Origin of the sequence: Proteus alimentorum (assembly GCF_002607735.1) — a bacterium.
In the GTDB taxonomy this organism is placed as follows: Bacteria; Pseudomonadota; Gammaproteobacteria; order Enterobacterales; family Enterobacteriaceae; genus Proteus; species Proteus alimentorum.
Window position 1 is genome coordinate 1 of sequence record NZ_NBVR01000019.1, and the last position, 20,600, is coordinate 20,600.

Here is a 20,600-nt window from a genome sequence, read left to right on the forward strand (position 1 = left end):
TGTTGGATGGTTTGATTTAATGAAAAGAAAGAAACATCCCAAGATAATGGGAGAATATCCATTACGCTCATTTTTCAAACGTTTATCAGCAGAATGTAACTTTATTATATCACCACATCGCTTTCGACATACTGTCGCAACGCATATGATGCAATCACCAGAACGTAATCTTTATGTTGTGAAAAGGCTATTGGGTCATGCCAGCATTACATCGACATTAGAATACATTGATGAAAGTGTTGATAACTTGCGAGATATATTAGAAGCAGAATTGATGTGATGAAAATAACAGGGGGAGTATCAAGATTTGACAGTGATTAGGAAAGAAAGTAAAAGTTACAAATAAAAAAAACAGCCTTGGTATGAACAAGACTGTTTAGTTTAAGAGTTTCAACATAAAGTGACAGTGCCAAATTATATTTTTCAACTCTTGTTTGCCCTCTCAGTAATTTAACTCACTGACGAACAAATGAAAGATGGTGCCCGAACTCGGAATCGAACCAAGGACACGGGGATTTTCAAGATAAAGCATAAACAAGAGTAGGTTATCTGAATTAAATTCAGGTGACTTATATGCATGTAATTTCAGTTATTTCTACAAAAGGTGGGGAAGGCAAATCCACTCATTCCGCAAATCTTGCAGGAATATGTGCTGATGCAGGGTTAAAAACTCTGCTTATTGATGCGGATTACGCACAGCCAACAGCTTCTAGTTATTACTCTTTACTTTATGAGGCACCTTGTGGTCTCTATGAACTACTGATGCAAACAGTGGATCTTAATCACCCAGAACGATTAATCTGTCATACGTGTATTCGTAATCTCGATCTTATTATCTCTAATGATCCTCATGAACAATTAAAAATGGCCATGATGCATGCCCCTGATGGCCGAATTCGTCTGCGTAATCTATTACAACACCCACTTTTTACTGCTTATGATGTGATTATTATCGATTCACAAGGTGCTCGTTCTATTATGCTTGAGCTAGTGTTACTCGCAACTAACCATATTGCTGTCGCGATGGTTAAGCCTGTGCTACCCGATGTTCGCGAGTTTTTGCGGGGAACGGTAACACTAATGGAAGAACTGTTACCGTATCAAGGTTTTGGCATTGAATTGCCACCGATGAAAATTCTGATTAATTGTATGGATTATACAGTATTAGCAAGAAAAGCCCTTCAAGCACTAACTGCGATTATTCATAACAGCTCATACAGTAAAGAAAAAATCCCACCTATCTCATTACTGCAAACCCAAGTTTATGATCTCGATATTTATAAATTAGGTCATAGCAAAGGGCAACCAGCACATCGTCTCGAATATCAAACAGATCGCAAAAGTTTACCAGCTGCACAAGCAATGCATAACTTTGCTTGTGAATTATTCCCTCAATGGAAAGCGCGTTTCGATTTGGTTTTGAAACACCAACCAAAGGGGTATGTATCGTGAAATTTTATTGCGTAATACTGAAGATGCCGAACTCCCTGTGTCGAGGTAATGATTTATTTAATGCATCACATATATTCAATGTAATGGGAGATAATAATGAGTAATCAAAAACAGACATTACCTCCCCATTCTATAAATGCTGAGCAAGCTATATTAGGTGGACTCATTCTTGATAATGAACGTTGGGATGATATTTCATCGATTATTTCTGCGGACTATTTTTACTCTCGCCCTCATAAAATTATTTTCTCTGCAATACAGTCATTATTTCAGCAAAATCAACCTGTTGATTTGATTACATTAACTGAATCAATGGAACAGCAATCTATTTTAAATCAATGTGGTGGTTTTGGTTATCTTGCGGAACTTTCTAAAAATACACCTAGCTCAGCCAACATTGTGGCGTATGCAGAACATGTCGCCAATTACAGCCAAAAGCGTCAATTGCTGGCATTAGGATATGAACTTGTCACTCAAGCGAGTGATGTGAGTAGTGATTTATCTGGACTGTTAGAACAAGCAGAACAACGTATTTTTAATATTACTGAGCAACAACGTTTAGATGGCAATGTGGATCTTCCTTCATCAATTGAAACCTTTCTCAATGAACTAGAGCAACGTTGTAGCAATGAAAATCTGATCACGGGAACACCGACGGGATTTGAGGAATTAAATGATATGACCTGTGGTTTCCAATCTGGTGATTTAATTTTATTGGCAGGTCGTCCATCAATGGGAAAAACCGCGCTAGGACTCACTTTCTGTGAAAGTGCATTGAATGAATGTGTTGATAAAACGGTACAAATTTATAGTTTAGAAATGCCAACCACGCAGTTATTAATGCGCTTTACATCCATGTTAGGGCGAATACCTTTACAACATTTGCGTAATGGCAATATGCAAGATGAAGACTGGGCACAAACCAGCAACGCAATGAATGTATTACTTGATGAATGGAAAGAGCGATTAATTATTGATGATTCAAGTTATATGACACCAACAATATTGCGCTCTAGAGTCAGAAAAAATATTCGTAAATATGGTTATCCCTCTCTTATTTTAATTGATTATTTACAGCTTATGCGGTGCCCAAATCAAGAAAACCGCACTCAAGAAATCGCCGAAATTTCTCGTTCCCTTAAAGCATTAGCTAAAGAAATGGGATGCCCCGTTGTTGCCCTTTCTCAACTTAATCGCTCATTAGAGAATAGAGCTGATAAACGTCCTAACAATGGTGATTTACGTGATTCAGGTGCATTAGAACAAGATGCTGATTTGATCATGTTTATTTATCGAGATGAAATTTATTACCCTGATAGTGCAGAAAAAGGGAGCGCTGAAATTATTTTAGGGAAGCAACGTAATGGCCCTATCGGTACGATAAAAGTGCAATATCAGGCAAATATTACACGTTTTGAAGATAGATTGAGTGGGCATTATGCAAGCTGAAAAAGTAATTTCTTTAGATGAAAAAATGCTTCAACGGGGTAGAGCACCTAAACAGTTAGCATCAAAAAATGTATTAACGGTAAGTGAAATACCGATGGTGTTGACCTTAGAGCAACTTCGTCCTAATCCCGATAATCCACGCACTTCACGTAATCCTAAATATGATGATATTAAAGCTTCAATTCGTGCTCGTGGTTTAGATTCTGTTCCTAAAGTCACCAAGGATCCTGATTGTACTGACGATATTTATATTTTTAGTGATGGGGGCAATACACGTTATGCCATTTTGACAGAGCTTTATGCTGAAACAGGGGATGAACGTTTTCATTCGCTTCAATGTATTGTGAAACCGTGGCCTGGTCGATTGCAATGCATGATTGGGCACCTTGCTGAAAATGATATTCGTGGAGAGTTATCATTTATTGATAAAGCATTTGGCATAAAGAAAACACATACAATTTACGAGGAACAGTTAGGTCGTCAAGTTAGTCAGAGGGAGCTATCAGAACTTCTCAAAAATACGGGATATCCGGTTCATCACTCCAATATCAGTCGAATGTTTGTCACAATTGAGTATCTTTATCCTTGGATCCCCAATTTACTGAACTTAGGGATGGGAAGACCTCAAATTACGCAGTTAATAGCTTTACGCAACTTAACTGAAAAAGCATGGAACACCTTTACTCAAAAAACAAAAATATCACCAGAGCAAAACTTTAATGATGTTTTTGGGCGAGTTTGTCACTCTTTTGATAATGCTGAATATTACTCAATAGAACTTCTAAAAGATGATTTGATTACCTCATTATTAGAGGTTATTCCTGATCCTTCGATTACTTATGATAATTGGTTGATTGAGCTATCGCCTAAAATGCAGAGTCCTTCTTTAGAGATTATATCTCCGTCAATTAAGGATGATTATCACCAAGAAAACCTGCCTATTCAGCAAACTGAAAAATTGAAAGCTAAAAAACGAAAGATAAAACAAGAGTCTCAATCTCAAGTTATGTCAGTTGTAAACGAATTAGAGTCTGTCACAGATGTCTGGCATATCTCTGCATTACACGATGATATTGAACATCTTCAAGATATTGCTTTTCGTTTAGCCTTTGAGCTCTCTGAAGTGATGGGTGTTGAATCTACCATTCAAGAAAATAAGTCAGCCGTAAGTGCAGGGTTTTCGCTTTCACACAATGCTCAAAATGGACTCTTTGTCGCTTTAAGTGGTGATGAATCTAATACAACTTTAGTGCCATTTATGGACGCATTAATAGGAAATGAGAACTTACTTGGTGAGCCGTTGTTTGATGATGCTTACTCGATGAAATTTCTGCGATTAATCAGGATTATTCGACGATTACGTGAATTACAACGACAAAATTCTGCTGAGATAAATGAATGAATCAACCAATAGTATCAAGGCTGATTGTGTTGTTATGTTTAGTTGTTTGGACGATCAATATTACGATGATTTATGGAGGAATAACGCAATGAATGCACTATTAACGGAAATCGTGATGAAACTAAAAGCAGGAAAAATTCGTCACATTGAATCAATGGGGCTAACACTGGATGAGATCCAAGCGCTTGATAAATTGACGGTAGAAGATCTCTATTATTTGGTGAATACCCCGGTTCCATTTTTGACGTTAAATATCAATCATTGCAATCTTAACACAATGTTGAAGCAAGCTCGCCAAGAGCAAAAACGGATCAAATATATTAATCGAGCATTGGCATTGCAGGGTTCTATAGAGTTAATGCAGCACTTTTTTGGGCTTACTGCGATTGAGGTGAGTTCTCGACGTCGATTGGTAGGCATTGTTGCTAAACAGGGACGCAATATCAATCCAACGGAAGAACAAGAATTATTGATATGGCAACAATGGAAAATAGCACAAATCCAAAATATTGATTCATTAGAGGCATTAGAAGTGATGATGGATATTGCTGAGCAACAAAAAATTCCGCTTGCTGTCGTCTGGTCATTAACTAAAGAGTGGAGTGCTATTTAATGGCAACTATGCCGGTCGATAATATTATTCAACAAACACTAGCAAAGATGCAGGATCGGATTGAGCAAAAGGCGCAATCAGGTGATATGAGTAATGAGCAAAGTGGATTGCTATTTTTAGGCAATGTGCATGATGCTATTCCTCGTCGGCTATTTTTAGATAGCCGATTATCGCCATTAGATAAAATGGCTTGGGTCATGATCAGAGTTTATGCTCAACAAAATGAGGGCGCTATTTTCCCAACCTATGATGAGTTACAAAGCCAACTTGCATTGCCTCATTCTGATAAAGCATCCCGAGAAACAATCAGTAGAGCCTTGTTGATGTTGCGATTAACCGGCTGGCTAAGTTTATGCAAAAGAGTCAGAGATAAATCAGGGCGTATTCGAGGTAATATTTATGCTCAGCATGATGAGCCATTAGGTGTGTTTGAGTGTGAATATTTTGATCCCAGTTGGCTTGATACGGTGGCTCAAGCATGTAGCCACAGCAATAAAACAGTACGCTTAACAGCAATTGCTGTTTTACAAAGTATCAAAACCGAGAAACGAATGCGTCACCGACATGCTCGTGTCGCTCTTATTGAAGCGCGTTTATCATCACCACAAACACCACAACAAATGGTGACGGAAAAGCAGAAGAAAATAACCTCTTCTAAAATCGAACTTAGTTCAAAAACTCCTAGTTCGGAAACCGAACTGGGTAATAAAAACACCACTCAAATACCGAGTTCGATTTCCGAACTAAGCCGTAAATCAAGGGATTGCGACCCAGTTCGAAAATCGAACCGTTACGTACGTAGTTTTACACAGAGTGTAAAAGATACGTATACAGCAACAAACTCAACGCTACTTTGGTCAACTCAAGTCACTGAACGACTCAATCCAGAGGATAAAATGATGCTAGAGAGACAACTCAAGGCATTACCTGATGGACTAGGGCAACGGCTCCTTGATGATTTAGCCGATAGAATGAAAAAAATAACAGTCAGAAATCCCACTGCGTACCTGTTAGCCAATCTAAAACGCGCTCGAGAGGGGCGATTTAATTTGGGTAACAGCGTTACCGATAAGCCATTGGAAAAACTACAGCCAAAGTCTCCTGAAACCGTATTAGCGGTAGAAAAAAGAGTGATTAAACGCGCAAGAAGAGAGTATGTGTCAGGTATTATGGCTGAACTTAGGGATGCGTATTTTAGGTAGGTGGAGGAGTGTTGACAGTGTCAACATGTGAGAAAAAAGAGTCATGATGATAAACAGTATTTTAAAGAAAACGGTTTAATTCATTATTTAAAAATAAATTTATTATTGTTATATATTTTCAATTTTTCTTATTTTTAGGTTTTTTTATTATTGCTTTCGATGTGGAATTTATATGTAATGAATGGGTTTGTTGTCGGTATCTTTATGTTTTAATTGGTTTATATATATTATTTATAATAATAATTAAAGGTGTGTTATTTATAGACTTATCTTTTGGCAAGATAGAAACCATCATCTTTCTATTTCCCCATTAATTAATAGAAACGCTGAATTAAAAAATTTAAATGTTCATGAGGAGGCTTGTTTTGTTATACAAACAAATATCTAAAAAGAAAAACGAAAATGTTGACTATGGTGCTATCAAAGCTCAAAAGAACGAATTGCTTCAGCGATTTCAGAAAGCTAAGAAGCAAGCCCGCTATCACACCAAGACCATCATGTAGTCTAGAGGTTGAATAACCTTTATTTCCCAGCTCATCTAGGCAAAAAATATTGTGATATCTTCTACGTAATTCTTTATATCAATTAAATATGTCGTTAAAGATGTAGCCCAATGCGCTTACCGTTCGGTAACGTCACATCGATAGAAAGTTCACCACCTAAAGCTTTAATGTAGCGTTTCAGTGTTGAAAGCTTAGGATCGTTATCAACATTTTCAAGCTTAGCAATAGAGGGTTGTGAAACGCCTAGTGATTGAGCCAGCTCCGTTTGAGAAAGGTTCAGTTCCTCACGAATTTTAGCCAACGTTATTTCACGGCGAATTTCTTCTGCTCGGGCTTCAATTTTTGCCAGTGCTTCGGGTGATTGTTTTGCAAGTAGTTTATCTAAAGTGGACATGTTATTTCTCCTGCTCTAATAGATGCGCAGTATATTCAGCGTCGGCTATTTTGATTAATTTCTTATAGAAACGAGTTTCATCTTTCCCTTTTTTATCACCAGCACATAGCACAATACCACGGCGAATGGGGTCAAATGCAAAACATGCTCTAATCGGATGACCACCAACCTGAATTCTCAGTTCCTTCATATTCGGATATTTTGAGCCTTTTAGTGTATCAACTTGAGGGCGACCAAGATTAGGGCCATCCTCACGCAAAATCATTAACACCGCCAATACTTCAATTTGTGTCTCTTCATCTTGTTTTTCAAACCAAGAATCAAACAAATCTCTCGTTAGTATTTCCCACATAAGACATTATAATCTCCAAGTTATAATTTATCTTATAACCTATAGGTTATATTGTCAAATGTTAGTAATTCATAGTATGTCTTTTATATTATAATATTTCGGACACTTAAAAATAATATAAAAAGAGTGTCTATTAATTCGATATTTTAAATTAATAGACACTTGTTGTCTGATAATGACTTAGGAGACATATTTTGCGCCTATTTGGTTATGCAAGGGTATCTACTAGCCAACAATCTCTCGATATTCAAAAGAAAGCGTTAATTGATGCTGGGGTGGCAAAGCACCGTTTATTTAGCGATAAAGGATCAGGGAGTCACATTAATCGTGATGGATTGCAGTTACTCAAAATTAAAGTTGAATGTGGTGATATTATTCTTGTGAAAAAACTCGACCGCCTCGGACGAGATACCGCGGATATGATTCAGTTGATAAAAGAATTTGACTCAATGGGTGTAGCTGTTCGATTTTTGGATGATGGTATAAGCACAGAAGGAACAATGGGGAAAATGGTGGTCACCATTTTATCCGCAGTGGCAGAAGCAGAAAGACAAAGAATTTTGGAACGAACAAATGAGGGCAGGCAAGAAGCTTTGCTTAAAGGGGTAAAATTTGGACGTAAGCGTTCAGTGGATCGCGAAAGAATTATTGAGCTAAAGCGAAGTGGGTGGGGAGGAACCGCAATAGCCAAAGAAATGAAAGTAGCTCGTTCTACGGTCTATAAGATCTTGAATGAAGAAATATAAATGTAACCCTATACCTACCATAGTTTTTATATACTTAGATACTAGTGTAATTATGAGTGGGAAAATTATTGGAAAGTGGATAGTAGATGAGGGCCAATAATTTAGTTTGATACCCTCAATCAAAGTAAGCTAAGAACTAAACTTGACGTTATACATCTATCCCATCCATTGGACAAGGTATCTCTGATTTAACTTCCTCTAAATCAGAATTTTTTAAAAAGAAGTAAAAAGTGGAATCTACAATCTTTAGTTGTCGAGAATTTGAATCATACGCAATTACAGGGGGAGTTATTCCTTTACTAGCCTGCAATCCAGTAAGACTCTTCAAAGCAGTAACTAATTGGTGTCCTTTTAGTTCATCTTTTCTATGATGTACTTGTTTTAATGCATGAAGGATGTTTTCTTTGCTAATTCCACCATTTACCCCATGATATCCTAGGGAAAGGATATGCATTACAATATAATAATTTAGGAAATATGGTAAAGGATTGCCTTTAGTTATAGATGCACTATTTGCAACAGCCATAGTTTCTAGGTTTCGTAAATGACGTCCAGAATATTCATTCGTTTTCATCGCTATTGCAGTATTAACTGCAGCTATATTAATGAAGTGTTTTGTTGTTTCTTGTTTTGTGAGAATACCATCCGCAATACATGATCCCTTTAATAATTCTTGAAAAACACCTACACTTCCGAATGAGTTTGAGATACATTTTTCAATAATCACAGGTGTAATGTCTATATTTAAAAGATCCCCACCTTTTTTTGCTATACTCCTAAAATCGGCATCTAGCCAAGGTTCAACAGGTATTTCACTAATTCTATCTTGTAATTCTCCGTTGAATTGGGTAAGCCGATTAGATTCTTTCCATACTCCCAATATAATAAATCGTACTTTCAGATCATGAAATGTACGGAGATCAAAAGCAAATGCTCTTTGTATTTCCTCAGGAAGATAGTGAAAATTTTCAAGTATTATTATTTTCTTGCTACCAATATGATGAATCAAATACGCAACATCATCAGGCAGATCTAAATTGAATTCAATTTCATCATAGTGTTCTGTATTGCTTGTATTTTTTTCATCTTGTATTGTGAAAGATGCGTTTACTTTAGCAATTAGTGCTACAGCTCCTTGAATTGATGCTTTACCAGTTGCTTTATTTTTTTCTCCAGTACCTTCTGTATAAGAAGTTTTGAGTACAACGTTACATTTTCGAAGTATTGATTGATATATATCTTTTAAAGTGTGTGTAGGGGATAAGCTAATCAAAATATGATCGTCATAAGTAATATATTTTTTAACTAAGGCTGTCTTACCTTGTTTAGATGCTCCATAAACTATAATTTGCTTCTCTGTTCTTAATGCATCTATTAGCTTTGCATCAACATGGTCACGCTCGATGTAGCTTCCAACTTGCTTTCCACTAACTCCAAAAATATCTTCTATTTTAAGCATTCTATTTCACCTAATATTTTAATTGCTTATACACAAAAGTGTTTAATTAAATACTTAATTGTAATTAAACCATATTACATCATAAATAATATGAAAATTTACTATGGAACATGTAAAAATACAAACTATTAAAGCTTAAAAATAAATGGTTTTATTTTTTATCAATGTGACTTGAATAATTAAAATAGAGTAAATAGTATTTCTCTCATGATTTGTATTCATTGATTAATATACTTGCTCATTCTTCAAGAAGAATAAGCTGTTTAGCTTAGTAGTGTTTTATCTCTAGGTATAATAAATTTAGCCTGATTAGAAACTTGGTATTCTGGCATGATTTTCATTCATATCATTATTTATATAGCGAAAATCGAAAAAATAGATATTTTAACTTTCAAAGCATACAGTGAAGAGTTTAGCATAGCTTATGCTTGATTAATTAATAAGTGCGCCGAATCAAAAAATTAAAATATTTATATTAAGGATATTTGTTTTGTTATATAAAAAATTTCTCAAAACAAAAACAAAAACAAAAATATTTACTATGATTCCATTAAAATTTAATGAAATTAACTTATTCAGTGTATTAAAAATACTAAGGGAAAGCAGATCAAGACTGTCAGTTTGTAGAGAAATAGCTTTAATTTATTTCAGTGAAAAGAATCTTTTGTTGGAGAACTTTTATCTGAATCTAAATTATTTTATCATGATGATTCGTGTTTTAGTTATATAGTATTAATCTTATCTTTATCTAACAATCTTTCATATGATAGATTAAAGTGATAAGCAGACATTATGCCTGCTCTTGATTAGTAAATATTTTTTATTGAGTTTGTTTTTATAAAAAATAATTAGCTATAAATAGTTTGAATTTTATTTTTTATTTCGTCTGTCATTAAAAAATTATCTGAATTGATATGATTTAATGCAACATATGGTTTACTGCTTCCACCTTTTGGTAACCCTAATTCTTCTTCAATATCATTTATTAGCATAATAGATGAGCCAATTTTAGCATTAATTGCTTCTTCAATTTTTTTTGTGGAGGTGTTAGCTGAGGTTATAGCATCTGCTTTTTTCCAATCTTGATGGTCTTTGTCATAAATGGCTATATAAGGGATTCTAAATTTATTTAATAGTCTAATATATAAAGGAATATTATCCTTAGAACCACAATCTATTAGTGTATAATCGTATCGGAATAAATTAAGTTTTTTAGCAAGTAATGGAAAAATGATTTTTTCAGTTGCACCTTCAAGGAGGATAACTTTTTTAGCGAAAAAAAGCTCTCCTCTATCTGGATTTATCCAATATGACAAATTAAAATCTCTTTTTGCATCACCTTCAAAAAGTTCATCAATACACTGTTTTATTGTGGTTTCGTCTGAATCATTTTCCTTAGCTGCAATATAAATAGATTTGTAACGTTCAACATCAATAAGGCCACTTGAATGAGTACAGAGTATTACTTGGTTCCCAGATTCTGATAAATTTATAAATGAGTCAAATAATGCACGTTGTGCTTGAGGATGAAGATATAATTCAGGCTCTTCAAAAATGAAATATCTAGAGTTTGAAACGCTTCTAACACTTTCATTTACTTGATTTTCTGATATAGCTGTTTTTTTTGCAATTAATTGTATTAGTGCAATTATTAAAGCTCTTTGTAACCCATGCCCTTTGCGTTTTATATCTGTTTTTACACCATCATTTACCCACACTTGAGTATTAGTTTTAAAAATACTTTCAATATCTGGTGGACTAATTTCAATATCAATTCTTGTTCCCCACGAAACTAATTCTAGTGCTAATTCATTTTCAAAATCAGAAAGTTGTTTAGGTCTATTAAGATTTTCATTCCCATCTTTATCTCTTTTATTCAACGTTGAAAATAAATTTCCAAGGTTTTCTTTTATGACTTTCCATTCTCTATTATTTTCAGACATTGAATTAACAATATCAGAGTAAATTTTTCCAAAGGTACTAGACTCTTTTGAAGTAAAATCATCAGATACTTCTTTTATTGCTGGAATAAAGTAAATTTCGCCGAATATTCCAGTTGCAACCGATTTGAGACCTAAAAAATTTGTCGACTCTAGTTCAAATCTAAAATCTATGGAATTTTTATTTTGTTTAATATATTCAATTTGTGCATCTATTATAATTTGCTTAGTAATTCTACCATTCTGTGGAACAAAGGAATAAAGCGGAAGGCTACTTGCCAGTTCTCTGTTTGTATACGCGCTAGCATTTGCCTCTTGTAACCATTCTTGTTCTGGATTTTCAATATAACCTCGATATTCAAAGCTACCACCTAGATAAGCTGTTTTTCTTACGATAATTTTTTCTTCAGAGGTTAAATATTTTTTAAATGTACTCTTATCTACATCATTGAGATCACTAAATTGTAATTCAACAAATAATACTGTTTCCTCTTTATGGAAATCTAAATCTTGATGTTTTACTTCCCCAAAGAAAAATAATATTGAAGATAAAATATTTGATTTTCCATGATTATTTTGGCCAATTATAACCATTAAATCTTGAGCATGGATTTCTTGATCTTTGATGGAACGCCAGTTTCTAATATTTATTTTCTCTATTTTCATTTTTGATTCCTGATTCCTGATTCCTTTAATTTAATGATCTTATTATGTCTGTTTTTTAATATGTAGAAGTTGGTTTTTATAAAATTAGAATGTTAAAGATTATCATCTTTTTCAAAATTAAAAATATTAATAATATTTGAATTTATCTTGTATATTTTATTTTTCCATCACTTTTATAATTTTATTAAATTTGAGTGTGATCAAATGTACTTTCTTATTTTATAAATTCATATTTATTAGTATATTAAATAATATATTGATATTTGATTTTTTATAAATTATCTAGGAAGTGATAATAAAAAATTATCTATAATTTCAAAAAGATAGTCTGTTGGATCCTCCCCTCTTTCTTTCATATGAAGCATTTTGCATATTTTTTCGTCATTTATGATAATTATTAATTTGCCATGCTCTCTCATAGCACCCTGCGTCATAGCTATTGAATTTTTTTCTGCACCAGTTCTTGTCATAATAATTGCCATACGTCTGAGACCTTTTTCCAAAAGATATTTTTCAGTTGTGAGTATCTGCCCTTGCTTAATTTTCCCTAGATAATTTTTAAACTCGAAAAGTACATAACGGCTGTTAAGATCATCAATGACAAACTTCCAAAACTCAGTTGTTGGTCTTATGCGACATATGTAATCATAACGATTTAAACCATCATCAGTTCTTTTTTGTGAGTGCCAGCCTTGAAGATCGTTAGGGAATAAATACTTGAGAATTTCTTCACATACTTTTTCATATTGTCTCCATGATATTTTCCCTTTTTTGATGTTCTGTAGCTTATCACATAGTTCTGTACCTTTGCTGTCAGGGAGTGAAACACGAATAAGAGTATTATTTCTAATAGGATTGTTTGTTTTATAGGAATAGTACGCAGGAAGAGTGTCATTTAAGTTAGTTTCTAATAGTATATCCAGCTCTTCAGCTAGTTCTGGATATAAATTACACCAGATTCTTAAGTCAGTTTGATCAACAAAAGTTATACTAAATTTATTTTCGAGAGCTTCTCGTAATTCGGGGGAGAGAATGCAAGAAACGACTAACATTCCTTTGGAAATTCCAACTTCTATGCCATTGTTTATTACTCTAGTGGCAGCTGCATCTATAAGAGAGGCTTGAGCTCGTGCTGTGCGGTAATACTTGACTTCAATAGCCCAGTTTTCATCATTTAAATTTGCTAGTAGGTCAAACCCTTTGTCCCCTCTAAGGTCATTTTTTTCGATTTTAAAGTTATTAGCTTTTAGAATACGGCACACAAGATCTTCGAATAACTGCCATGTTGGTTTTAATTCATTCATATAACTAGCCTTTATTTTCAATATCACGACATTAATTATGAAATTTTAGATTATATTTATAATAATATTTTCATATTATAAGGTTTTTTATTAATTAATAATCGATTGAAACTAAATAGTAACCTATAAAAATATATATAATGCTATAGCTATATTTATACATAAAATAATTTAAAAATACTAATTTTATTTTTAATGTAAATTTAATTATTTTTTAAAATAGGATATTATGGTTTTAAATTTCAATTTAACTGTTTAATTTTTCATTTTAAGATTTTTATATTATTTTTTTTATTAAAAATATTATTATTTAAAAGTAGTAACTCATCGTAATTGCCTTCTTTTTATGAGTTTAATTATCACTCCCCAAAAACACTTCCCCATTGCTCCCTAACCAACAATCCATCAAAGTCGGACTCTTTATAACAGAGAGTCCTTATGAACAAACCCATTTCCTTTATAATCTGTTTCACTGCGTTATTTATAACGGCTTGTACTCCCAAAGAAAAACTTCAGCAATTTGAAACTAAACCTAACCCCATTATTCTCAATAAAAACACTCAAATAGCACAGCCCGATCTCTATGCAACGATACCAAAAGTTGTGCGTTATGATCGCTATTTATTAATAAATACATCTCCAACACTGGTTCAACGAGAACCGCTAGAGCAAATGATTGATATTCATATCCCAACTTCTCAACAATCCACTATTAATGATGCAATGCGTTATATTTTACAATCGTCGGGATATTCTTTATGTAAAACAACGCCTTCTAATCAAGTGCTCTATAACCAAAAACTCCCCGTTATACATCATCAATTAGGGCCTATGCGTTTAAAGCAGGCTCTACAAGTATTGGCAGGTGTTGCATGGCAACTTGAGATTGATGTAGTACAACGAATTGTTTGTCATTCATTGCGCGAAGGCTACCAATTACCACCAGAAATACCCACAAATTCAACATCATTAGGGAATAGGGGGTTGAAATGAAAAAGCAGCCTATATTGAACTCTCAATTTCTGGTTTTATTGGGGATTAGCGTGTTGACAGTGTCAACAGGAGGAATGGCGACTCAAAATCAGCATCAAGTTTTAAAAACCGAACAACAAGCATTAGAACAATCACTACTCGCTGAAAATGCTCAAGAATGGAAATTAACAGAAAAAGAATGGCAACGTTATGAAATGCTAAAAAAGGGGAAACGAGGGCTGTTTTCACCAAACTTAGATCCCTTAACTTTATTAGGCATTGAAGCGCGCACTTATGAAGAGCGACGTTATTTTGCTGAATTAGTGGTGAAGCAAGAATTTCAGCGTGTTGAAGCGGAATTAGCCTTTCAGCGAGAGGTGAATCAAGCGTGGCTTCGCCTTTATCCTGAAATGTTACCGATTCAAAATGAAATAAGAGAAAGCCGTCAGGCTTTATTTTTGAAAGAAAATTGCCCTGTTTGTGAGGCCAAGCTCGCCAAACTTATTAAGCAAAATCAACTCATTGATATCTATTTAGTGGGAAGCGCGGGGAAAGATGATGTGATACGACATTGGGCTAAAAAACATCATATTCCTATCGAAAAGGTAAAAAATCGCCATATCACGTTAAACCATGATAACGGGATATGGCTAAAGCATGGCAATGGAATGATGCCAGTTGTTTTACAACAAGGAGCGCAAGGATGGCAAAGAGTCGATTAGTTTTTTTATTTATTTCCGTTGTTGGAATATCTCCTTGTTTTGCAGAAGTAATACCGCCACTTAATACGAAACAAACTGAATTAATTGTTGTTGCTGATTTTGGAGGGCAATCGACCGAGAACTATTTTCAAGCTATATCACCACCTGATAACGAAGATAAAGTTTCATCTCCTTCCAATGTGTTGACACTGTCAACACCTAGCCTAGTTAGCTTATTGCCTGTGAGCACACCAGAATTAACACCAGGCTATCAACCTAGCCGAACTTTAAATTTAAGCGGAATGCCACCGCTGTTTTTAATTGGTGATGATGATTTTTCTCGACGTTGGTTAACAGAGAAAAAGGAACAACTGATTGAGCTTAATGCAGTGGGCTATGTGGTCAATGTTGATACCGAAACGGCGTGGGATACACTAAATGAATTAGCGCAAGGGCTGACGTTATTACCCGTTTCAGGAAGTGATTTAGCCCTAAGATTAGGGCTTACTCACTATCCTGTGTTAATCAGAGATAAGGGATTAGAACAATGAGCGATCGTTATGTCATTGAAGCCTTATTGCGTCCTGCGGTTGAGTTTAATACCGCCATCGTGACAGCGTGTGCAAGTTATCTTTGTATTACTGCACCTTGGGCAGTGGCTTTGGCGCCATCTGTTAGTTATGTCACGGCATCAGGATTTACTATTTTATCAATAAGGCGAGTTATTCAAGGGAGTCGCGTTTTACGTTATCGTCGCAATATTCGTCGTTTAAAACGTTATGCGATGTCGAGTCAAAATATTCCTGTAAGTCATCATCAACTCTTCTTAGGAAAAGGGTTTTTATGGGAACAAAAGCACACACAACGATTATTAGATACGTTACGTCCTGAGGTTGCTAAATATATTCGCCCACCTAAGCTGTATCGTGTGGCACGTCAATTTGAACAACGCTATGAGTATCATTTTCCTTCACTATGTTCATTATTAGCATCCGATTCGATATTTAATCCTGTTCGCCCATTACCTCCCGTTGGCGGAAATCCTGCAATACATGGGATTGAGTTAAGAGAGATGAATGTTTCTATGAACTTAAATGAACGAGTGGGGCATATGTTGGTGCTAGGCACTACGCGAGTGGGTAAAACACGTTTTGCTGAGTTACTGATCACTCAAGATATTCAGCGAGGTAATGTCACCATTGTTTTTGATCCTAAAGGTGATGCTGATTTATTAAAGCGAATGTATGCCGAAGTACATCGAGCTGGACGAGATAATGAGTTTTACGTTTTTCACCTTGGATGGCCAGATATCAGTGCTCGTTATAATGCGGTTGGGCGTTTTAGTCGGATTTCAGAAGTTGCCTCGCGTATTGCAGGTCAATTAAGCCATGAAGGAAGCAGTGCTGCATTTAAAGAATTTGCATGGCGCTTTGTGAATATTATTGCCAGAGCATTGGTTGCGTTAGGGAAACGACCTAGTTTTAGTATCATTCAGCGTTATGTAAATAATATCGAATTATTATTTGAAATCTATGCTGAGTATTGGCTAACAAAGCATAAACCTGAGTTATGGCAACTCATCGAAAATCTCACCCAAGTATTAGATGAACGTGATATTCCACGATATATGGAAGGGCGTTCCTTGCGTGTTGTTGCGATTGAACAAGTGCTAAATGGTAATGAAGGAAAAGCGATATTCGATCCGATATTAGAGAGCTTACGCTCTTCTGTTCGTTATGACAGTAAGTATTACGACAAGATTGTGGCAAGTTTATTGCCGTTATTAGAAAAGCTGACCTCAGGAAAAATTGCTGAATTAATTTCCCCTGATTACGCAGATATCTCTGATCCTCGCCCTATTTTTGATTGGTTACAGGTGATACGCAAAAAAGGCATCGTGTATGTGGGATTAGATGCCTTATCTGATCCTGAAATTGCTACGGCGGTAGGAAATGCCATGTTTGCTGATTTAGTGGGTGTTGCAGGACATATTTATAAGTTTGGCATTAATGATGGTTTACCAAATGCAGATGAAAAAAAGTCATCAATTAGTCTACATTGTGATGAATTCAATGAATTGATGGGGGATGAGTTTATTCCGTTGATCAACAAAGGTGGTGGTGCAGGAATTGAAGTAACAGCCTATACGCAGACTTTACCTGATATTGAAGCGCGAGTGGGGAGTGTGGCAAAGGCGGCACAGGTTGTGGGTAATTTTAATAGTGTGGTGATGTTGCGAGTGCGACATACTGAAACCGCAGAGCTATTGACGAAACAATTACCTGAAGTTGAGGTGTATACCAAAATGTTGATTTCAGGAGTAACCGATATTTCTAATGCTGATATGGGCGGTGATTTTACCTCGAATACACAAGATAGAGTAAGCACCGTTAGAACACCTTTAATCACGCCAGCAAATATTATTAATCTACCTAAAGGGCAGGCTTTTGCATTATTAAATGGAGGGCAACTTTGGAAATTAAGAATGCCATTACCTTCAGATAAATCGGATCCGTTAATGCCTGAGAGTATGAATCAAATTGTGGATTATATGCGACAACATTATAGAACGAGTGATACCTGGTGGTCTGATAGTATTCTCGCCAATCAGTAAATTTGAAAAATGATATGTCGCAGATAAATACATCATCAACACCATTGCCTACATCACCGAAAAAGCGTGGTTTTTTCACCACATTATTGTGGGATATACCTTGGCAGATTATTGGCGTTTTGTTGGCTTCACTTTTGTTTAGTTTGATATTGGAATATATCGGTATTTTTTTCTTTTGGGCGGAAGAGGGAGCACAACATAGTTACCAAATTATGCTGATTGAACGAACTTATTTTGCTGAAAGTTTTACGCAAAGTGTATTTTTATCTTCACCACTGATAACAGTAATTTATTGGATCACTGACTTTTCGCAATGGATGCAGGATAGTTTGCTGAAAATACCATTATCAGCCATAAGAACGGGTAATGGTGTTACTGATGGGATTAATGTAGGAGCAATAAAAGCGATTCAAGCAGGGGAGCAATATCTACTCGCGACATTCTTTGTTTTACAAATAGTGATGATGCGAGTCACGATCCTCGTGCTATCAATTCCATTGTTTATTTTGGTGATAATAGTCAGCGTTGTTGATGGTTTGGTCAGACGTGATTTACGTCGATATGGTGCAGCTTATGAATCGAGTTTTCTTTATCATCATGCAAAACGAATAATCAAGCCTGCAATTTATATTCCTTGTGTATTGTATTTATCACTGCCATTTGCAGTTTATCCGAATATCTTGTTGTTACCTTCGATCTTATTGATAGGGATCGCTATTTCTGTGACAGTAGGGAGCTTTAAAAAGTATTTGTAGGGATTATTCCTTTTTATTAATTGAGATGCGATGGAATGAGCATGGTAATGAGAAGAAGAATATCAGTGATACCAGAACCTTCTTTTTTCCAAACACCGCAAATTATTCAGACTCGAGAAGATGGAAGTACAGTTAGTACTGCTTGTAGTCGTAGTGGAAAAGAAGTGACTTTTATTACTCCAAAAGGAAAAAAGATCAGAGCATCGCAGAATGAAGTTTTTAATACTTTATTGAAATCGACTAAATCACATTTAAAATAATTTATGTTGTATAATTATTTCTGAGTGAGAATTATGATTCTTTTCTTCATATTCTCCTAAAATAAATGGACTATGAGGGTTATGCTTTTTCATATTATTTTTAACTATCTTATCATTAAATGTTGCATAACAATATCTGCATCCATGTAAACAAGTATTATATTGCCCAATATCTACACTTTTTACACATCCACAAAACTCTCTTTGTCCAGGATCTTTTTTTTCTAGTATATTTATATCAAACAACTCTTTTAACAGCCTGTTATCAATGCATTTCCCTTTTTCAATACCAAAATTATCAAGATTAAGTGATTCTGCACATGATGATATTTTCATATCATATTGGTGAGCTATATTTGATAAAAAAAAGCATAATTCGCTAAGTTCTTCATGGTAATTAGTAATATCTCGATAAGTAAAATTAGGAATAAGACGAAGATTTTTCTCTGTTTTTTTATATAAATCAGCGAAACTTATCACAACCCTATTTGTATATCCGGCAAGACTTGTTGCTATTTTTTTGAAGAGTCGTTTATGTTCACTCAAAGGAGTTACATTGGATATAATTATTGGGTCATAACGCCAAATCACTTTTTGAGAGCCAATTTTCTTACTAAGCTCTTGAAAAATTGAAATTGCTTTGTATGGGTTCAAACCATGTGAATCTAAGATTTTAGGGTAACCAGTAATCGTGTATTGAAAATAATAATTAAAATCTTGAAGTTGATTCAATTCAGGTATCATCTTTCCAGGATTTCTAGTCCAAAAAACAATTGCATCTACCTCTTGTGGTAATAGAGATATTCTTTTCACTTGGTGATTATATGGATTTTTTGTTAGTAAAAAGCCTTCTTTGATACGATAAAGAAACCATTCATGATAAAAAGCAGGAATGTCTGTACGTCTACTAGCACTGATAATCATTTCAATTTACCTATAAAGTAGGCCGATTTACGATAGACTTTGGGTTTCAGATTAGAATATATGTCATCAGGAAAATAGAATCCGCAGTGCTCACTATTAAAATAATTTAAATTATAACCCTCAATAGCAACAGACGACATTACTTCAGCCATTTTTTCTATAACATTATCTTCGTACCTATCATTTATTAAAATATAAGAAATTTTATTTTTATTTTTTTTGATGTTATCAATTAGCTTTTTAATATTTTTTTCATCTAACTCTGAAATTATATATGATAATACTAAAATATCAAATTTAGAACTTAACTTTATATTATCGGAGGTAACATCTTTAATATATCTGAAGTACTTTGCTTCTAAATATTTAGGAGTATTTAAAAACATTAATTTTCTTGCCAAGTAAGTCCATTTACTACAAGCCTCAACTCTATGTACTATAATGGAATCACATTTTAGATTATTGCTAGAATTGCTCAATATTTTATGGAATGAGTATGTATCTATTCCTGGACCAGCCCCAAAACTTGCAAAAACTAGTTTTTTTTGTTCTTTTATTTCATTATTGAAAGAAATAAATAGATTGTAGAGAGCATTATATATCTCTGATGAGTGTACGGGGAAATATCTTACAATATAAATTAATCTTTTATTTTTACACTGGTAGTTTATATTGTTATTATCAAAATACATACTTTGACTACATTCTAAACAATTTTTACCTAAGGAATTAGGGCATTCAGAATACTTCGTTTTTTTAATTTTTTTGTAACATTCATTAATGAATTTTTCCATTGTCTATCCATTTAACATGATTGATTAGTGAAAATTATATGGTATGGATAAATTAAGACTATATTTAAAATCAATTTAATTAATGGTTTTTATTTTAT

Annotated in this window: 20 protein-coding genes; 13 read left to right on the forward strand and 7 right to left on the reverse strand. The window is 34.4% G+C overall.

Annotation, left to right across the window (positions count from 1 at the left end; genetic code table 11):
• From B6258_RS05020 to B6258_RS05045, 6 genes are all read left to right on the forward strand, one after another.
• A partial coding sequence (locus tag B6258_RS05020; RefSeq protein ID WP_129586845.1) for a site-specific integrase occupies nucleotides 1-280 on the forward strand: 280 nt, incomplete at its 5' end.
• A 293-nt stretch (nucleotides 281-573) separates the two neighbouring features.
• A complete protein-coding gene (locus B6258_RS05025) occupies nucleotides 574-1,452 on the forward strand; it encodes a ParA family protein (protein WP_099074348.1) in 879 nt (292 codons plus the stop codon).
• A gap of 96 nt (nucleotides 1,453-1,548) precedes the next feature.
• Nucleotides 1,549-2,901 carry an SPI-7-type island replicative DNA helicase gene (dnaB-PI, locus tag B6258_RS05030; protein WP_099074349.1) on the forward strand — a complete coding sequence of 451 codons (1,353 nt, stop codon included), beginning with the start codon at nucleotides 1,549-1,551 and terminating at the stop codon, nucleotides 2,899-2,901.
• Nucleotides 2,891-4,303, forward strand: a complete 1,413-nt coding sequence (locus tag B6258_RS05035; protein ID WP_099074350.1) for a ParB family protein — start codon at nucleotides 2,891-2,893, stop codon at nucleotides 4,301-4,303. The genes dnaB-PI and B6258_RS05035 overlap by 11 nt, the downstream gene beginning before the upstream one ends.
• A gap of 88 nt (nucleotides 4,304-4,391) precedes the next feature.
• Entirely contained in the window at nucleotides 4,392-4,916 is a 525-nt protein-coding gene (locus B6258_RS05040; protein ID WP_099074351.1) for a DUF2857 domain-containing protein, read from the forward strand.
• Complete coding sequence (locus B6258_RS05045; protein WP_099074352.1) at nucleotides 4,916-6,118, forward strand: STY4528 family pathogenicity island replication protein; 1,203 nt, start codon at nucleotides 4,916-4,918, stop codon at nucleotides 6,116-6,118. The genes B6258_RS05040 and B6258_RS05045 overlap by 1 nt, the downstream gene beginning before the upstream one ends.
• 597 nt (nucleotides 6,119-6,715) lie before the next feature.
• Here the strand turns inward: B6258_RS05045 and B6258_RS05050 are convergent.
• A complete protein-coding gene (locus tag B6258_RS05050) occupies nucleotides 6,716-7,015 on the reverse strand; it encodes a helix-turn-helix domain-containing protein (protein ID WP_099074353.1) in 300 nt (99 codons plus the stop codon).
• 1 nt (nucleotide 7,016) lies between these two features.
• Entirely contained in the window at nucleotides 7,017-7,367 is a 351-nt protein-coding gene (locus B6258_RS05055; RefSeq protein WP_099074354.1) for a type II toxin-antitoxin system RelE/ParE family toxin, read from the reverse strand.
• 194 nt (nucleotides 7,368-7,561) lie between these two features.
• Between B6258_RS05055 and B6258_RS05060 the strand changes: the two genes are divergently transcribed.
• Nucleotides 7,562-8,113: a recombinase family protein gene (locus B6258_RS05060; protein ID WP_099074355.1), complete on the forward strand. Its 552-nt coding sequence runs from the start codon at nucleotides 7,562-7,564 to the stop codon at nucleotides 8,111-8,113.
• Between the two features lie 148 nt (nucleotides 8,114-8,261).
• Here the strand turns inward: B6258_RS05060 and B6258_RS05065 are convergent, their stop codons facing one another.
• The 3 genes from B6258_RS05065 to B6258_RS05075 all read right to left on the reverse strand — a co-directional run bounded on the left by B6258_RS05065 (nucleotide 8,262) and on the right by B6258_RS05075 (nucleotide 13,482).
• Nucleotides 8,262-9,572, reverse strand: a complete 1,311-nt coding sequence (locus B6258_RS05065; RefSeq protein WP_099074356.1) for a hypothetical protein — start codon at nucleotides 9,570-9,572, stop codon at nucleotides 8,262-8,264.
• Between the two features lie 848 nt (nucleotides 9,573-10,420).
• Entirely contained in the window at nucleotides 10,421-12,178 is a 1,758-nt protein-coding gene (locus B6258_RS05070; protein ID WP_099074357.1) for an ATP-dependent nuclease, read from the reverse strand.
• A 278-nt stretch (nucleotides 12,179-12,456) separates the two neighbouring features.
• The gene (locus B6258_RS05075) at nucleotides 12,457-13,482 is read right to left on the reverse strand and encodes a restriction endonuclease (protein ID WP_099074358.1); all 1,026 of its coding nucleotides are present in this window, start codon (nucleotides 13,480-13,482) and stop codon (nucleotides 12,457-12,459) included.
• A gap of 438 nt (nucleotides 13,483-13,920) precedes the next feature.
• Here B6258_RS05075 and pilL2 point away from each other — a divergent pair, with 438 nt between their 5' ends.
• Genes pilL2 through B6258_RS05105 form a run of 6 tightly spaced genes read left to right on the forward strand, consistent with a single transcriptional unit; the run spans nucleotide 13,921 to nucleotide 18,784 of the window.
• Nucleotides 13,921-14,475 (forward strand): PFGI-1 class ICE element type IV pilus protein PilL2, encoded by a 555-nt coding sequence (gene pilL2 / locus B6258_RS05080; protein WP_099074359.1) that lies wholly within the window; start codon nucleotides 13,921-13,923, stop codon nucleotides 14,473-14,475.
• Nucleotides 14,472-15,176, forward strand: a complete 705-nt coding sequence (locus tag B6258_RS05085; RefSeq protein ID WP_099074360.1) for a TIGR03759 family integrating conjugative element protein — start codon at nucleotides 14,472-14,474, stop codon at nucleotides 15,174-15,176. Before pilL2 ends, B6258_RS05085 begins: the two co-directional genes overlap by 4 nt.
• Nucleotides 15,158-15,706 (forward strand): integrating conjugative element protein, encoded by a 549-nt coding sequence (locus B6258_RS05090; protein ID WP_099074361.1) that lies wholly within the window; start codon nucleotides 15,158-15,160, stop codon nucleotides 15,704-15,706. Before B6258_RS05085 ends, B6258_RS05090 begins: the two co-directional genes overlap by 19 nt.
• Entirely contained in the window at nucleotides 15,703-17,769 is a 2,067-nt protein-coding gene (traD, locus tag B6258_RS05095; protein ID WP_099074362.1) for a type IV conjugative transfer system coupling protein TraD, read from the forward strand. Before B6258_RS05090 ends, traD begins: the two co-directional genes overlap by 4 nt.
• A gap of 14 nt (nucleotides 17,770-17,783) precedes the next feature.
• Complete coding sequence (locus B6258_RS05100) at nucleotides 17,784-18,524, forward strand: TIGR03747 family integrating conjugative element membrane protein (protein ID WP_099074363.1); 741 nt, start codon at nucleotides 17,784-17,786, stop codon at nucleotides 18,522-18,524.
• A gap of 35 nt (nucleotides 18,525-18,559) precedes the next feature.
• Nucleotides 18,560-18,784 carry a hypothetical protein gene (locus B6258_RS05105; protein ID WP_099074364.1) on the forward strand — a complete coding sequence of 75 codons (225 nt, stop codon included), beginning with the start codon at nucleotides 18,560-18,562 and terminating at the stop codon, nucleotides 18,782-18,784.
• Here the strand turns inward: B6258_RS05105 and B6258_RS05110 are convergent.
• Together B6258_RS05110 and B6258_RS05115 are read right to left on the reverse strand one after the other, a co-directional pair.
• Nucleotides 18,776-19,708 (reverse strand): DUF1848 domain-containing protein, encoded by a 933-nt coding sequence (locus B6258_RS05110; RefSeq protein WP_099074365.1) that lies wholly within the window; start codon nucleotides 19,706-19,708, stop codon nucleotides 18,776-18,778. The two genes, B6258_RS05105 and B6258_RS05110, sit on opposite strands and share 9 nt — an antisense overlap.
• The gene (locus tag B6258_RS05115; RefSeq protein WP_099074366.1) at nucleotides 19,705-20,502 is read right to left on the reverse strand and encodes a hypothetical protein; all 798 of its coding nucleotides are present in this window, start codon (nucleotides 20,500-20,502) and stop codon (nucleotides 19,705-19,707) included. The genes B6258_RS05110 and B6258_RS05115 overlap by 4 nt, the downstream gene beginning before the upstream one ends.
• Nucleotides 20,503-20,600 lie beyond the last annotated feature (98 nt).

Excerpts from the sequence above, each read along its gene's own strand:
- pilL2 (WP_099074359.1), top strand. The coding sequence starts at position 13,921 with ATGAACAAACCCATTTCCTTTATAATCTGTTTCACTGCGTTATTTATA.
- dnaB-PI (WP_099074349.1), top strand. The coding sequence starts at position 1,549 with ATGAGTAATCAAAAACAGACATTACCTCCCCATTCTATAAATGCTGAG.
- B6258_RS05025 (WP_099074348.1), top strand. The coding sequence starts at position 574 with ATGCATGTAATTTCAGTTATTTCTACAAAAGGTGGGGAAGGCAAATCC.
- B6258_RS05035 (WP_099074350.1), top strand. The coding sequence starts at position 2,891 with ATGCAAGCTGAAAAAGTAATTTCTTTAGATGAAAAAATGCTTCAACGG.
- B6258_RS05115 (WP_099074366.1), bottom strand. The coding sequence starts at position 20,502 with ATGGAAAAATTCATTAATGAATGTTACAAAAAAATTAAAAAAACGAAG.
- B6258_RS05105 (WP_099074364.1), top strand. The coding sequence starts at position 18,560 with ATGAGCATGGTAATGAGAAGAAGAATATCAGTGATACCAGAACCTTCT.
- B6258_RS05090 (WP_099074361.1), top strand. The coding sequence starts at position 15,158 with ATGGCAAAGAGTCGATTAGTTTTTTTATTTATTTCCGTTGTTGGAATA.
- traD (WP_099074362.1), top strand. The coding sequence starts at position 15,703 with ATGAGCGATCGTTATGTCATTGAAGCCTTATTGCGTCCTGCGGTTGAG.
- B6258_RS05045 (WP_099074352.1), top strand. The coding sequence starts at position 4,916 with ATGGCAACTATGCCGGTCGATAATATTATTCAACAAACACTAGCAAAG.
- B6258_RS05070 (WP_099074357.1), bottom strand. The coding sequence starts at position 12,178 with ATGAAAATAGAGAAAATAAATATTAGAAACTGGCGTTCCATCAAAGAT.
- B6258_RS05065 (WP_099074356.1), bottom strand. The coding sequence starts at position 9,572 with ATGCTTAAAATAGAAGATATTTTTGGAGTTAGTGGAAAGCAAGTTGGA.
- B6258_RS05085 (WP_099074360.1), top strand. The coding sequence starts at position 14,472 with ATGAAAAAGCAGCCTATATTGAACTCTCAATTTCTGGTTTTATTGGGG.
- B6258_RS05040 (WP_099074351.1), top strand. The coding sequence starts at position 4,392 with ATGAATGCACTATTAACGGAAATCGTGATGAAACTAAAAGCAGGAAAA.
- B6258_RS05050 (WP_099074353.1), bottom strand. The coding sequence starts at position 7,015 with ATGTCCACTTTAGATAAACTACTTGCAAAACAATCACCCGAAGCACTG.
- B6258_RS05110 (WP_099074365.1), bottom strand. The coding sequence starts at position 19,708 with ATGATTATCAGTGCTAGTAGACGTACAGACATTCCTGCTTTTTATCAT.
- B6258_RS05055 (WP_099074354.1), bottom strand. The coding sequence starts at position 7,367 with ATGTGGGAAATACTAACGAGAGATTTGTTTGATTCTTGGTTTGAAAAA.
- B6258_RS05075 (WP_099074358.1), bottom strand. The coding sequence starts at position 13,482 with ATGAATGAATTAAAACCAACATGGCAGTTATTCGAAGATCTTGTGTGC.
- B6258_RS05100 (WP_099074363.1), top strand. The coding sequence starts at position 17,784 with ATGTCGCAGATAAATACATCATCAACACCATTGCCTACATCACCGAAA.